Here is a 14,302-nt window from a genome sequence, read left to right as displayed (position 1 = left end):
ACTATAGAAGAATGGAGCATGGAGAAATCTGTGCTCCATTTCTTTTTGTCGGTTGCATCAAAATCAGTACCTTTGCGATCTAATCAGGATTGATATGGGAAAGAATAAATTAGAAAAGTTTGCCGATATGGCAAGTTATCCGCACGTATTCGAATATCCTTATTCGGCGGTAGATAATGTGCCTTTTGATATGAAGGGGAAATGGCATAAAGAGTTTTTTAAAAACGATCATCCGATTGTGCTCGAACTGGGTTGTGGACGTGGTGAGTATACCGTCGGTCTGGGTAAGATGTTTCCCGAAAAGAACTTTATAGCAGTGGATATAAAAGGCGCCCGTATGTGGACGGGAGCGACGGAGTCATTACAGGCCGGAATGAAGAATGTCGCTTTCCTGCGTACCAATATTGAAATCATCGAACGTTTTTTTGCCGAAGGCGAAGTGAGTGAAATATGGCTTACTTTCTCTGATCCGCAAATGAAGAAAGCAACCAAACGACTGACCTCTACCTATTTTATGGAACGGTATCGTAAATTCTTGCAGCCGAATGGCATTATCCACCTGAAAACGGACAGCAACTTCATGTTTACCTATACGAAATACATGATTGAGGCAAACAAACTTCCCGTTGAGTTTATGACTGAAGATTTATATCATTCTGGTCTGGTAGATAATATTCTCGGTATTAAGACCTATTATGAACAACAATGGCTGGATCGTGGTTTAGATATTAAGTATATCAAATTCCGGCTTCCGCAGGAAGGTAAACTACAAGAACCGGATGTGGAAATAGAGCTTGATCCCTATCGTAGCTATAACCGTAGCAAGCGTAGCGGATTGAATACAAGCAAATAATTCTCCAGCAGTAAATAGTAATTAAATCGTATAATTGTAAATCGTCAAATAGTAAATAAAATGACTCTCTATCCTAAATTGATATTGGATGCATTGGCAACGGTGCGTTATCCTGGTACGGGAAAGAATTTGGTGGAAGCGGAGATGGTTGCCGATAATCTTCGTATTGATGGTATGACTGTCAGCTTTTCATTGATTTTTGAGAAACCGACTGATCCGTTTATGAAATCAATGTTGAAAGCTGCGGAAACAGCTATTCATACGTATGTCTCTCCTGATGTGCAGGTAACAATCACAACAGAGAGTAAGCAAGCCGCTCGTCCGGAAGTTGGCAAGCTCCTTCCGCAAGTGAAGAATATAGTCGGTATATCTTCCGGTAAAGGTGGCGTGGGTAAGTCTACGGTGTCTGCGAACCTGGCAGTTGCTCTGGCTAAATTAGGCTATAAGGTTGGTTTGCTCGATGCAGATATTTTCGGTCCTTCCATGCCTAAGATGTTTCAGGTGGAGGATGCACGCCCCTATGCTGAACGTATAGATGGTCGTGACATGATTATTCCGGTAGAGAAATATGGAGTGAAATTATTGTCTATCGGTTTCTTTGTCGATCCGGATCAGGCAACTTTGTGGCGTGGTGGAATGGCAAGTAATGCATTGAAACAGTTGATAGCTGATGCAGCCTGGGGAGATTTGGATTATTTCCTGATAGACCTTCCTCCCGGAACCAGTGACATTCATTTGACGGTTGTTCAAACATTAGCCATGACAGGAGCGATTGTTGTCAGCACTCCGCAAGCGGTTGCTTTGGCAGATGCTCGTAAGGGAATCAATATGTTCACCAATGATAAGGTAAATGTACCTATTCTCGGTTTGGTTGAGAATATGGCTTGGTTTACTCCCGCTGAACTTCCCGAGAATAAATACTATATCTTTGGTAAAGAAGGTGCCAAGAAACTGGCTGAAGAAATGAATGTTCCTTTGTTGGGACAGATTCCTATCGTGCAAAGCATCTGTGAAGGAGGAGATAATGGTACTCCTGTTGCGTTGGATGAAGACTCCGTGACCGGACGTGCTTTCTTATCCCTGGCTGCCAGTGTCGTTCGTCAGGTAGATCGCCGGAATGTAGAGATGGCTCCAACTCAAATTGTAGAAATGCATAAATAAAGATGGTGGGGAGTTTGGAGGACTTTTGGCCTCCCACTCGTAGGATATAAAAAGGAGCTGTCTAACGAGTCCTGAATATTGAAAATCACCCACGCTATAACTATCTGTAGCGTGGGTGAAATTGTAAATGAGGGACTTGTTAGACAGCCCTTTTTCTTTATTGATTTATTAGGTTTGAATTACTTATTCATAGCCTTCATTAACTGTTCTTTCATCGTGTCTACTCCCGGAAAACCTGTTTGCTTAAAGGTGATATTACCCTCCGGATCAACAACAAAGTAGGTAGGAACTCCCTGTATGTTGAAATTGGACATCAGAAAACTCCATTGCTCATTTGTCACACGGAAATGTTCACCATGAATATCGGTAATCATATTTTCCCAAGTACCTTTGGGAGAAGTCTCGCCTGTGATGTAAAGGTAGATAATATCCATATCTTTTAATTCCTCTTTCATGGGAAGAATAGCTTTATTAGCCGTGCGGCAAGGACCACACCATGTTGCCCAGAAATCAACTAACAATGTGTGTCCCCGGAATTTAGAGATAATGGAGGGAAATAAATCCTCATTGGAGACTTGTCCGGCTTCGTTCACTGTGAATCCTGTCTTTCTTTTGTTCAATTCAATTTTCTTTATGATTTCTTTGTTCGTTTGGTTAAGCATCTCGGCATAAACCGGAGAAGAAAAAGTTTTTAATTCGGCATGCTGTTCTGTTGTTAACGGGGTGAAATTTTTGATGGATTGATACAGCTTATTAAATTTAATATTATCAAATAAGGGTCCCTGTCCTGTTCCTAGTGTCTCCTCAAGTACCTTTTGAGAATCTGGCAGGAAGCTTATCAAATAAATCGTCGATGCGTAATATTTGCCGTATAGAGCTTTAAGAGTGTTGATAGAACTGAATTCCTTTAATATGTCATAGTATCCTTTAGGAGTATTGATGCGGGTATTATAAAAATAATCGTCTGTCTGTTCCCTATTCAGTTTATTGACAGCAATATGTGCTGATTTTAGTTCTCTCTCCGTCATAGCGATTTTGCCAGTCGCATCCAGATCTACCAGGATATTTAATAGCTCTTTGCACGCATTACTGTATTGGGATTGCGCGATTTCTTTTCGAATAGATGGAAGGCGCTCAAGTACATAAGCTTTATATTCATCTGCACTTTTCCCGACAATGTCGTTGTACATATCCATGTAATAAACGCTTTTTAATATAATGTTTATATCTACTGAAGCTAATTCTTGTTGTAGGCTAGCCAGATAACCATTGAAGTATACAGGCTCTCCATATGTTTTATCTTTTCTTTGTAGATGTGCTTGTCTGCGGCAAAGTTCTTTCGTATTTATAATGAGTGATGTCTCTTCATTGGGAGCTATCAGACATTCAATCCAACCAAAAGGAAATTCCAATGCTACGCTTGTAACAGATACCACTTTTAATTCCGCCAGGAAAGTGCCGTCTTCCTTGATTTTTATGATATTCTGTTCGTTGTGGATATTCAGTGCAGGACTTTCTATGTGCATCTTCACTTGCTTTATCATCTCTTTTTGATAGTCCAGTATTTTTCCTTTAAGAGTAGCAGTTCCGTAGGCCAACTTAGGAGTCGGCAATATCGCTTTCTTATTTATTTTGTGTACGACTGCTTCTTTGGGAAGTTTCTGTTTATAGAATGCATCCTTATCCAGTTGTATGCCCCATATCTTATATGCTCCGTCAAAATCCCCTTCCGAGAAATCCAGACTGGTCACATTTTCGGGTATGGGAGGAAATAACAATTGGAATTCCGCTTCTCCTGATTCCGGCATCCAGAACTCCTTGTCTAATGTGATTCCAATTCCTCTTCGAATGGGATAAAGCATTCCATTGTTGTCTTTCAGGAAACTGCCCGTTGCTATTTTTATCCAATATTTAGGATGATAGAAAGCCTTTATATACACTGTTGTCACTGTATCACTCATGACAATTTTATCGACCTCGATACTGTTGGAGCTCCATGCTAGAAAAGGAGGACGCTCGATCACTCTGTCTTTGGCTTGTATGATGCAGGTCATGCAGCATATCAAACCAATAATCCATACGAATCTTTTCATGTGAATAATGTTTTGTTACATGAGCAAATATAAGGATCTTTTTATAACTATCCTTGTAAACAGCTGAAAAAGAAATGTTTTTTTGAGCACCGGGGAAGGATACGTTCGGCACTGGGGGAGGAGGGTGCTCCCCACCGATGAACGCCCCTTTCCTTACCGATGAGGAAAGGGAGCGGTACCGGGGAAAGAATTTACTGTAATCTGAATACGATAGGAATGGTATACTTGACAGAAACAGGCTGTCCTTTTTGCATTCCTGGTTCCCATTTAGGCATATTACCTACTACGCGTACAGCCTCTGCATCCAGTGACGGAGATACACTGCGTAAGACTTTGATATTCGACAAACTTCCGTCTTTACCAATAACCATCTGTATGATGACTCTGCCTTGCTCTTTACTTTTTTGAGCGATGACGGGATATTTGATACTTCTAGCCAGATATTGGAACAGGCCGGCTTGTCCTCCCGGAAATTTGGGCATTGCTTCTACCACGGTGAATACTTCATCCTCATTTTCTCCTTTTACACTGCCTCCCTCTGGAGTTGGATCATCTTTTGCAGCATAGCCCACCACCACTACTTCATCCATGTCGGACTGCTTTACCTCTTCCGCTTTGGGAAGCTCCGGACCAGTAAGTCTGAAAGCAACAGGAACTGTAAATTTCACGTTCACCGCTTCTCCCCTTTGTTTACCGGGTTTCCATTTAGGCATGGCGGCAATTACACGCATGGCTTCTTTGTCGAGATACGGATTGACACTTCGTTCCACTTTCGTATCGGCTATAGTTCCGTCCTTTTTAACAGTAAAGCTTACAATCACGCGTCCTTGTGCGCCGATTGCATGTGCTTCAGCCGGATATTTGACATTCTTCGACAAGTAATCCATCAGTGCCTGTGCTCCTCCCGGAAAATCTGGCATTTCTTCTACAACTTGGAAGACAACGGAATCTGGTACACTTTTGATTTGAGTTTCCGTCATTTCCTTTCCTTGCTTATCCAGTGGAAGTGTAGTTCCTTGAATTTCTTCTATAGGAAGTTCCGGAATATCCGTGGTTTCAGCTTGTGTGGCAGCTTCTTCTGTTGCTTGCCCCATCATTTCTTTGGCAAATTTTTCAGTAGTACGTGCCACCATTTCGATGTTACTGACAATCATTAAGATAGCAGCCAAGGGAAGAAACATCAGATATTTTGTTCTTCCTATTTCTTTCGTTCTTCGTTTATTCATCATTTTAATACGATTTTTGAGTGGTAAAACATTGAAACTATTTGATAAATTTGCTGCAGCCTTGTGATGTGCCAGTCCCAATAAATGGTACTGGTATGATTTACTATCATGTCCCGTCTCCAATACATGGTGATCTGCCAGGTATTCGAGGTTTCCTCTGACTTCCCGTTTCATCAGCCAGATAAATGGATTGAACCAGCAAAAGATACACATTATCTCGCTGATAAGTACGTCTACCGAATGGTATTGACGGACGTGTGTCTCTTCATGAGTAATGATTTCACTGATTTCAGATTCCGTATGTGATTGTGGGTGTATGAATATCCAGTGGAAGAAAGAAAAAGGGCCGGTTTCCTTCTTTAATAGATGTACGCGTACTCCTTGTATCTTGCTTTTTGAGCATTGGAAGTGTAACCGGATGATGCTACCCAGTTGTACAAAGAAGCGTGTAGCTAGTGATAACATTCCGCTCCAATAGATAATTTTTGCGAACTGTATGATAACCTCTTGCCAGTTCATTGCAGGCTCTTGTAAAGGAGTAACTACTTGCTCCGGAAGTATGATGGTTGCATAAAGATCTGCCATTGCCACCATTGGTTCGTGAGCTTTTATCCATCCCTGAATATTCAGCAAAGGATAAAGCAAGGAGATAGCGAAGAAACATAGCAAAGCCATCCTGCGCCAATGGAAGAAGGTGTCTTTATGAAAAAACAACCGATAGAATGCGTAGAACAGAGCTATCGCTACATTTATCTTTAGAAAATAAGCCAGTTCCGGAGTCATGGTGATGAATGTTTTCTATTAATTTTCTTTTCCTTTTTCAATGAGTTCGATAATATCTTTGAGATCATCGGTCGAAATTTTCTGGTCTTTGGCAAAGAAAGAAACCATCTCTTTGTAAGAGTTCTCAAAGTAGTTACGAACTACACCACTCATAAAATGGCGTTTATATTCATTTTCGCGAATGGCAGGAGTATATTGGTAGGTATTACCCACACGTTTCGGTGTGACATATCCTTTTCGCTCGAGGTTCTTCACGATAGATGCTACTGTGGTATAAGGAGGTGCCGGTTGCGTATACTTTGCAACAATGTCTTTTACGAAACAGCATTGTAACTCCCAAATGTAGATCATTACTTCTTCTTCTTGTATAGTTAACTTTTCCATGGAGATGTTGTTTAATTACGAATACTTCGCAAATCTACGAATATTTCGTAAACAGCCAGTAGATAGTTGGTTAATAATTGTGAATGTGTAAATTTTGCAAGAATATTTTGATTGCATTGTTGCCTGGAAATTAGTTAAGCATAAAAAAAGACCGGATAAACATTATTTTTTTCTATATAGTCACTCTTTAATAACCTTTATGCAAAAAATAGACTATCAAGGATTTTTTTATATAAAATAAATGAAATATATTTGCGGCTACGAAACATACGTTAAATATGGAAGGGTGCGTTTCAATACTTTAATCAGTTACGAATAATTCCCCGCACCTCAAACAGGACTATTAACTAATAATGCCAACCAAAGGGAAGAGGGAGGCAAACTAAAAAATGAATGATATGAAAAAAGGTTTGATTTTTGTGCTATTTGCACTTGTTTCTATCGTTTCTTATTCTCAAATTTCTTGGAATGCCAAAGTGGGTATGAACATGAGTAACTACACTGGGGATATGGATACTGACATGAAGATTGGATTTAATGTAGGTGTTGGTATGGAATATCAGTTCTCTGATATGTGGTCTATCCAACCTTCTTTGATGCTTACTCAAAAAGGTGCAAAAATAAAAGAAGATGGTGAGACTATGAAGTTTAATCCTATGTATCTTGAGATTCCTGTTTTGGCAGCTGCAAGATTTGCTGTTGCTGACAATCAGAACATCGTTGTGAAAGCTGGTCCTTATTTTGCATTTGGTGTTGCCGGAAAGGTAAAAGTTGGTGATGACAAAGCTGATTTCTTTGGTGATGGTGATGATCAATTTGGTGGAAAAAGATTTGATTGTGGTATTGGTGTAGGTGTTGCTTATGAAATCGGTAAATTCTTTGTAGGTCTGGATGGTGAATTCGGCTTTACTAATGTAGTTGATTTCAAATCAGACGGGGTAAGTAATCCTAAGAACATGAACTTCTCTATTGGTGTAGGTTACAAGTTCTAAACTTATTATACTCTCTTTATAATATCTCTAAAATCCCTCGTTCTATACTCTCTTGGAACGGGGGATTTTTCTGTCTTTATATAAAAAGAAAAACGGCATATCTCCATTGAAAGGATACACCGTTAATTCTCTCTCTTGCAATTCTTACTCATTAATCACTTATCTGCTTGGATAAGTTTGCTTTCTCTTTTAATTCTTTGTATCTCTCTATTGCATGTTTGCGACTCATTAGTATTTGCCAGCGGTATACCCAACAGGTGGTCAGGAAATAAATACCAGCTTGTAGCCATAAAGCTTTATATTCAAAAGCTACTTCACTAAGAGTGGCTCCCATATTGTTGATTTTTACAAAGCCGTTAATTCCAAACGTTGAGGGGAAGATGTAGGATACATACTTCCAAAACGGAGGAATAGCTGCCCCCGGCCAGGAAATACCGGAAATAAATAACAAGGGGACTGATGTGAATACAAAAATCAGCATACACGTTTCCCGGTTGCGAATGGCAATGGAAGCTGTCATCGCAAAGAAAATACAAGCCGCAAGATAGGGGACAACGAATAATATTAATGAACCGGGTTGTCCTATTTGGTTGAGGCTAAACAATCTTGGAACTACATAAAGTACGTAGAAAGCTACCAATATATAAACCAGAAAATAACTCAATCCTTTTCCTAATACAATTCGTAACGTTCCGTTGTAATGACGGTTGATAGGTACAAGATCCCTAAATCTGTTGTTCTCACGAGCAGTTCCTGCGGCGAGACCGATGCCGAGCAATAATGTCTGTTGGATAATCAATACCAATACAGCAGGAATCAGAAAAGCGGCGAATCCGGCAGTAGGGTTGAAGATGGAAATCTCTTCATATTCTATCGGATAAGCGGTGATTTCATCCTGACGATCGGTCGTGTTTCCGCTACGTGCAATTTTGATGTCCTTGTTCATATCCAGAGAAACGGCAGTGTTGGCAAGAAGCATCGATTTATAGTATAACAATCCGCTCATATCGCAATAGATGCTGACCTGTGTCTGCTTTCCTTTTGCGATATTGTCGCTGAAATCCGAAGGGATATAAATGATACCATACGCACGCCGGTTCTTCAGCATTTGTTTGGCCTCTTCCATATCGGCACAGTAAGAGACGATTTGAATATCGGGTGTGGCATCTACCTTGCGTAGATATTCACGGCTAAGAGATGAATGCGAATCGTCTACAACAACAGCAGGAACTTCACGCACTACTTCGTTGTCATAAATGAAACTATACAACAACGGATAACCTAGTGGGACGAGTATGAAAAATATCAGTACCCCCTGGTCGCGGAAAGTTGTCTGAAACTCCCGCTTCCAGATATAAAACAGGTCATTGATGCCTTGGGCTATCTTGTCTTTTAATTTTATATCTTTCATTTAGGGTATATATTTATAGTAAACCAATGCTTCCTTCAGGCGATGAACCACAAAGAAAGGGAGCATCATAAATATTAATAGTGCCATATAGTTGGTCCATGAGTAAGCCATGCTATATCCGTTGAGCGCTTGATCGACGTAAATAAGGAAATAATGCCGCAACGGGAATAGGTTACTCAAAGCCTGTAGAACAGGGTGCATAGCCATGACCGGGAATGAAAATCCGGAAATGGAGAATGATATGACTCCCCACAGGGAGGCGAAACTTAATCCGAGTCGTAGAGTCGGCAGAGTTCCTATCATGACAATGCCACAACATTGAGATGCCAATACGAGACACAGTGTGGCGAATATCATCGGGAATATGCCGCTATTGCAAGGAAAATGCAGGAATCCATACAGGTATACATTATAAAATATACCCATAATGAAAAAGACTATTGTATGGGGAAGCAGTTTCCCAGCCAATGCAATGTAAATGGAGTTGTTGCTCATCCGTAGCCATTCTCGGGCAGTACGATCCTTGATTTCCACACCGATTGAATAAACGGTAACCATAAATATTAATAGCATGAGTACCCCCGGTATCAGTGTATTGCATAAGTATACCGAATAGTTCAGCCACGGATTATTTAGTGGGTGTGTATCAATTACGATCGGTTGCAGATAAGCCATAGCCTGATCCTCTGTCGCACCTTTGGCATACAGCATCGTCCGGGCCGCAGCTCCGGAGGTGAGTTCTCCCATCATTTTCATGTCCCTGAACAATAGAGAGCCTGCAATCAGGTATGAGTAATTGGTGTAGAAAGAGATCGTTGGCTGCCGTTGGCTTTGTGCCTCTGCCGATAAACCCTTGGGGAGATAGAAGAATCCGTAGATTTTTCCCTCCTGCATGGCAATACGTGCATCTGTTACATTGCTGTAATGAGCTACAACCCCTGTCTGCGAAAAAGCATCCAGGTTGCGGACAATATTACGGGAAGTAGACGAATCATCCATGTCCACCACTCCCGCAGGCAAATCCTTGGGAAGCCCCGAATCCATTAAAGTGGTGAAGAATATATAGCAAAACAGCGGGGCGATGACCATACAGAAGAGATAGAGCGGACGTGATACCAACCGCCGGCACTCTCTTTGCATGACCTGCCACAAAGCTATATATTTCTTTTCTCTCTCTTTCATGGTCATTTACTTGTCAATGATAACAGACATACCCGGACGGAGATTTTCCACCTTTTCTACCGGAGAAGCTTTCACCTCGAATGTTTTCAGATCGAACTGTCCGGTGGTTTTGGTTGCTTTCCAAGCAGCATAAGTGCCTAAATCTTTCAGATAGTATACTTTGAGTTGGATCTTTTTATTATCCAAAGCAGGAATGACAGCCTCGAACTCCGAACCCATCGTCAGGTTCTTCAGCAGATCTTCGCGTACATTGAATGTTACCCACATATCGTTGAGTTCAGCGATATTCATGATAGGAGCACCGGTACCAACCAATTCGCCTACCTTCGGGAATATTTCAGAAACTTCCCCGGCAGCCGGAGCGATGAGATAAGTTTCCTTAATATACGATTCAACTTCGGCAACAGCTCCTTTCGCCCGGTTTACCAAAGCTTCCGCAGCCATCTTATCTTCACGTTCGGCTCCATTCTTCGCCATGGTATATTGTGCTTTGGCAGCTTTCTCTGTTGCAATACTTGCATCCCGTTGCGCAGTCACTTCATCCAGCTTCTGTGCAGGCATCACTCCCTGTTCATAGAGATTCTTGATGCGTTGGTATGATTTCTCGGCAATGGTAACGCCTGCTTGGGCTTTTTGCCACATTTCATAAGCTGCCTGGATTTGTTCCTCCCGTGCGCCTTTGATTGCTTTTTCATTTTGTGCCTGTGCAGCTGCTTCAGCAGCACGTGCCTGTTCCATTTTTGCTACCACGTCAGGAGCTTCCAAAATGGCTAGTGTATCCCCGGCATTGACACTTTGCCCTTCTTTCACGCGAAATTCCAGTATACGTCCCGGAACTTTACTTGAAACGCGATATTCGGTAACTTCAGCCTGTCCCTGTATAATTTCAGGACCTTTGCGGAGCATGAAGAAGCCAACGACTGCAACGATTGCAATAACTCCCAACAGAGTAAGGAATGCAAGCAGCATATTGCTGTTTTGTGATTTTATAGGTGCCATATTAATATGAATTTAAATGATAGTTGATAAATGATAAGTGATAAATGATAAGTGATAGGTGATAAATGATAGTTGATAGATGATAACTGATAACTATCATTTATCAACTATCAACTATTTCAGAGTTCCCAAAGATTTCTTCAGATAGATTTCCGTCAGCTTCACATCTATTTGCGCGTCAATCTTTTCTGAATGAGCAGACAACCATGCTGTTTGTGCTTCAAGAACATTGCTGGTGGCAATCACTCCTTCTTTAAAACCAAGTGTTGCATAGCGTAGATTTTCTTCCGCTTTTTCCATGTTTTTAGAAGACATTACCAATTTCTTACCGGCTTCTTTTACCTTGAATGCGGCTTGATTGACCTGTAATTCTATTTTTTCACGAGCATCCTGAAGTTGATACTGTGCAATACGAGCTTCGGCTTTTGCCGCTCTGGTTTTATAAATACCTTCTCCCCAGTGCCATATAGGTATCTGTACCATCACTCCCACATTCCACATACCTTTGAACTTGTTTTCAAAGCTATTGAAAACCGAGGGATTGGTTACCATATAATTTCCCATCAATGCGATGGATGGAAGATGTTCTGCACGGGTTACATTTACTTTCTGTTTATAAATCTGCGTTGCCAATTCGAGGCTACGTATTTCCGGACGATTCTCATAAGCGGTGGATAGATCGAAATGAGGGTCCGTTGTCAGTAATGGAATGTCTTCCATATTTTCGTCTGCCAGTGTGATGGGAGAACTAAGATCAATGCCACATAGTTGACACAACAACATTCGCGCAAGACTCAATCCGTCTTCCACTTTAGTCAGTGTCATTTCCGCTTCATTTACCTTGACGCGTACAGACAAACCGTCTGCTTTCGTAGCTACTCCTTCATTAATCATTTTCTCTACATCGCTGTCCAGCTGTTGCAAAAGCTTTAGATAACCTTCCGCCAACTTCTTTTTGTTAACCAGCGAAATAACTTGCCAGTAGGCTTGGTCCGTACTCATGATCACTTCCTGCATACCGCCGTGATGTTGTTCTTGGGCCAACTCTTCGGCATACTTTGTAATTTTGTTGTATGCACGGATCTTCCCACCCATATATAAGGGCTGTGTCAATGTAATGGCACCTGCATAGACATTTCGGGTGTCTGTGCGGAGCGCATCCACTAAAGAGTTTCCCGCTTGATCGAGAGCGGGTAGAGCTCCACTTAAAGAAGAAATAAGTGGCGCCAAGTCTGGGTATGCTGTTACAATCTCGTGTGCGGCCTGTTGGAAAGGCACAGCCAGATTCGTTCCTAATCCTGAAAGCGCAGCTTTCTGGTCATTATTTAATAATGAAAACTCTTTCTGGTTCCTCATGTAAGCTCCCGTTGCCGAGAAATTTGGCAAATAATTTGTAAATGCAGCTTTCCGTTGATAATGAGCAGCATTTATTTTTTCATTGCTTATCAACAAATCTTTGTTGTTGGCAAGAGCTAATGCGCGGCAACTATCCAGACTTAGAAAGCTCTGCGCTTTTACTGTAAAAGTGAAACTTAACAGAAATGTCAGAAAAAAAACTTTTTTCATCGCATCTTGCATATTAATAAGGTGATACTTCTATTTTAAATAACCCTGTTCTTATGTAATTTGTTTATTAAAGTAGTCAGTTTTTTTGTACTTGTTTACTTAAACAATAATTGCATAAACAACGATGCAAATGTATATGCTTTCTGTGAGAACTCAAAACGAATTAGCTTTTTTTAGAAATATAGTGGGGTTGGATTCTGTTGAAAAGAAAGAAGGCTGTTTCTCATGACGAGGAACAGCCTTTCTTGATATATAAAGTAAGGGGATTTTAATTACAGAGCACCTACTTCTTTCAAAGCAGCGTTCGTTCCGTGAACAGCTTTTGCGCTAGCTGCGAACTTAGCTTTTTCGTCTTCGTTCAGGTTCAGTTCAACGATCTTTTCGATACCGTTCTTGCCAAGGATTACAGGAACGCCGATGCAAAGATCTGATTCGCCGTATTCACCTTCCAATAATACAGAACAAGGAACCATCTTCTTTTGGTCGTGAAGGATAGATTCAACTACGAATGCTCCCGCTGCACCCGGTGCATACCATGCAGAAGTACCCAACAATTTAGTCAGTGTAGCACCACCTACCATTGTAGCAGCGGCAACTTCTTCCAGTTTTTCGGCAGAGATGAAGTTGGATACAGGCATACCTTTGTAAGTAGCGAAACGAGTCAAAGGAATCATAGTAGTATCACCGTGACCGCCGATAACCATACCTTCTACTTCGTTAGCGTTGCAACCGATAGCTTGAGACAAGAAATATTTGAAACGAGAGCTATCCAGAGCACCACCCATACCGATAACACGGTTTTTCGGCAGGCCCAGAGCTTTCAATGCCAAATAAGTCATTGTATCCATTGGGTTAGAGATAACAACGATGATAGCGTTAGGAGAATATTTCAACAGGTTTTCTGCTACCGATTTAACGATACCAGCGTTCACACCGATCAGTTCTTCACGAGTCATACCCGGTTTACGAGGAATACCTGAAGTAATCACAACAACGTCAGAGTTAGCAGTCTGAGCATAGTCGTTCGTGCAGCCTATCAATGTAGTGTCGAAACCCAACAATTGAGCTGTCTGCATCATATCCATTGCTTTACCTTCTGAAACGCCTTCTTTAACGTCCAGCATTACTACTTCGTCTGCTACTTCATTAAAAGCAAGTACATTTGCACATGTAGCACCTACGTTACCTGCGCCTACTACGGTTACTTTTGACATAATACTATATATTTAAAAAGTTGATAATTTGTTTTATCTTTTAGCGCGACAAAATTACAACGATAATCCTGATTAAAGAAATTTTTCCGTAATAATTTTAGTTAAAGGTCTAAGTTCTCCCGAATGGACAGCTATAATGGAAAAAAAGTGGTCGGACAAGCCGTTGGCAAGCGTGGAAAAGAAGCGGAGAATAAGCAACGAAAACGATACAAAAACGAGGGTGTCCGAAGAGGGGTGCACAAAGCGCTGAAACGCCCGCCAGTAAAGGGGGAAAACCCAATGGAAACCAGTAGAGTAGAGAAGAGTAGAGAAAAGAAGAGTAAGTAAAAGTATTATTTCTGTTATAAACAACAGCAATAATACTGGGCAGAGAAGACAGCTTTTGCTGCTGCCGCTGTCGGTTCGGATCACTTCGCCGGTGCTGTTTCTGTTCCCGCG

General features: G+C 41.2%; 12 protein-coding genes. 4 read left to right on the top strand and 8 right to left on the bottom strand.

The features are described from left to right. Nucleotides 1-94: 94 nt before the first annotated feature. Nucleotides 95-853, top strand: a complete 759-nt coding sequence (trmB, locus tag I2I13_RS02225) for a tRNA (guanosine(46)-N7)-methyltransferase TrmB (RefSeq protein WP_148366547.1) — start codon at nucleotides 95-97, stop codon at nucleotides 851-853. 60 nt (nucleotides 854-913) lie between these two features. Next, nucleotides 914-2,014: an Mrp/NBP35 family ATP-binding protein gene (locus I2I13_RS02220; RefSeq protein ID WP_148366546.1), complete on the top strand. Its 1,101-nt coding sequence runs from the start codon at nucleotides 914-916 to the stop codon at nucleotides 2,012-2,014. A gap of 179 nt (nucleotides 2,015-2,193) precedes the next feature. Here I2I13_RS02220 and I2I13_RS02215 read toward each other — a convergent pair whose 3' ends face one another. The 3 genes from I2I13_RS02215 to I2I13_RS02205 form a co-directional block, all read right to left on the bottom strand. Continuing rightward, the gene (locus I2I13_RS02215; RefSeq protein ID WP_195648630.1) at nucleotides 2,194-4,107 is read right to left on the bottom strand and encodes a TlpA disulfide reductase family protein; all 1,914 of its coding nucleotides are present in this window, start codon (nucleotides 4,105-4,107) and stop codon (nucleotides 2,194-2,196) included. 191 nt (nucleotides 4,108-4,298) lie between these two features. After that, a complete protein-coding gene (locus tag I2I13_RS02210) occupies nucleotides 4,299-6,116 on the bottom strand; it encodes a M56 family metallopeptidase (RefSeq protein WP_195648629.1) in 1,818 nt (605 codons plus the stop codon). Nucleotides 6,117-6,134: 18 nt separating this feature from the next. Then, nucleotides 6,135-6,500 (bottom strand): BlaI/MecI/CopY family transcriptional regulator, encoded by a 366-nt coding sequence (locus I2I13_RS02205; protein ID WP_004305524.1) that lies wholly within the window; start codon nucleotides 6,498-6,500, stop codon nucleotides 6,135-6,137. 398 nt (nucleotides 6,501-6,898) lie between these two features. Here I2I13_RS02205 and I2I13_RS02200 point away from each other — a divergent pair, with 398 nt between their 5' ends. Next, nucleotides 6,899-7,492 (top strand): porin family protein, encoded by a 594-nt coding sequence (locus tag I2I13_RS02200; RefSeq protein ID WP_195648628.1) that lies wholly within the window; start codon nucleotides 6,899-6,901, stop codon nucleotides 7,490-7,492. Between the two features lie 151 nt (nucleotides 7,493-7,643). Here I2I13_RS02200 and I2I13_RS02195 read toward each other — a convergent pair whose 3' ends face one another. The 5 genes from I2I13_RS02195 to mdh all read right to left on the bottom strand — a co-directional run bounded on the left by I2I13_RS02195 (nucleotide 7,644) and on the right by mdh (nucleotide 13,864). Then, nucleotides 7,644-8,903 (bottom strand): ABC transporter permease, encoded by a 1,260-nt coding sequence (locus I2I13_RS02195; RefSeq protein ID WP_195648627.1) that lies wholly within the window; start codon nucleotides 8,901-8,903, stop codon nucleotides 7,644-7,646. Beyond that, complete coding sequence (locus I2I13_RS02190; protein ID WP_004297230.1) at nucleotides 8,904-10,085, bottom strand: ABC transporter permease; 1,182 nt, start codon at nucleotides 10,083-10,085, stop codon at nucleotides 8,904-8,906. A gap of 6 nt (nucleotides 10,086-10,091) precedes the next feature. Then, entirely contained in the window at nucleotides 10,092-11,084 is a 993-nt protein-coding gene (locus I2I13_RS02185; RefSeq protein WP_148366541.1) for an HlyD family secretion protein, read from the bottom strand. Between the two features lie 114 nt (nucleotides 11,085-11,198). Next, entirely contained in the window at nucleotides 11,199-12,650 is a 1,452-nt protein-coding gene (locus I2I13_RS02180) for a TolC family protein (protein ID WP_195648626.1), read from the bottom strand. Nucleotides 12,651-12,922: 272 nt separating this feature from the next. Beyond that, complete coding sequence (gene mdh, locus I2I13_RS02175; RefSeq protein ID WP_148366539.1) at nucleotides 12,923-13,864, bottom strand: malate dehydrogenase; 942 nt, start codon at nucleotides 13,862-13,864, stop codon at nucleotides 12,923-12,925. Between the two features lie 123 nt (nucleotides 13,865-13,987). Here mdh and I2I13_RS02170 point away from each other — a divergent pair, with 123 nt between their 5' ends. Continuing rightward, complete coding sequence (locus I2I13_RS02170; RefSeq protein WP_195648625.1) at nucleotides 13,988-14,191, top strand: hypothetical protein; 204 nt, start codon at nucleotides 13,988-13,990, stop codon at nucleotides 14,189-14,191. Nucleotides 14,192-14,302 lie beyond the last annotated feature (111 nt).

This window comes from Bacteroides sp. D55t1_190419_B8, from assembly GCF_015558905.1.
Taxonomy (GTDB): domain Bacteria; phylum Bacteroidota; class Bacteroidia; order Bacteroidales; family Bacteroidaceae; genus Bacteroides; species Bacteroides vicugnae.
This window is presented reverse-complemented; position numbering and strand designations above follow the sequence as displayed.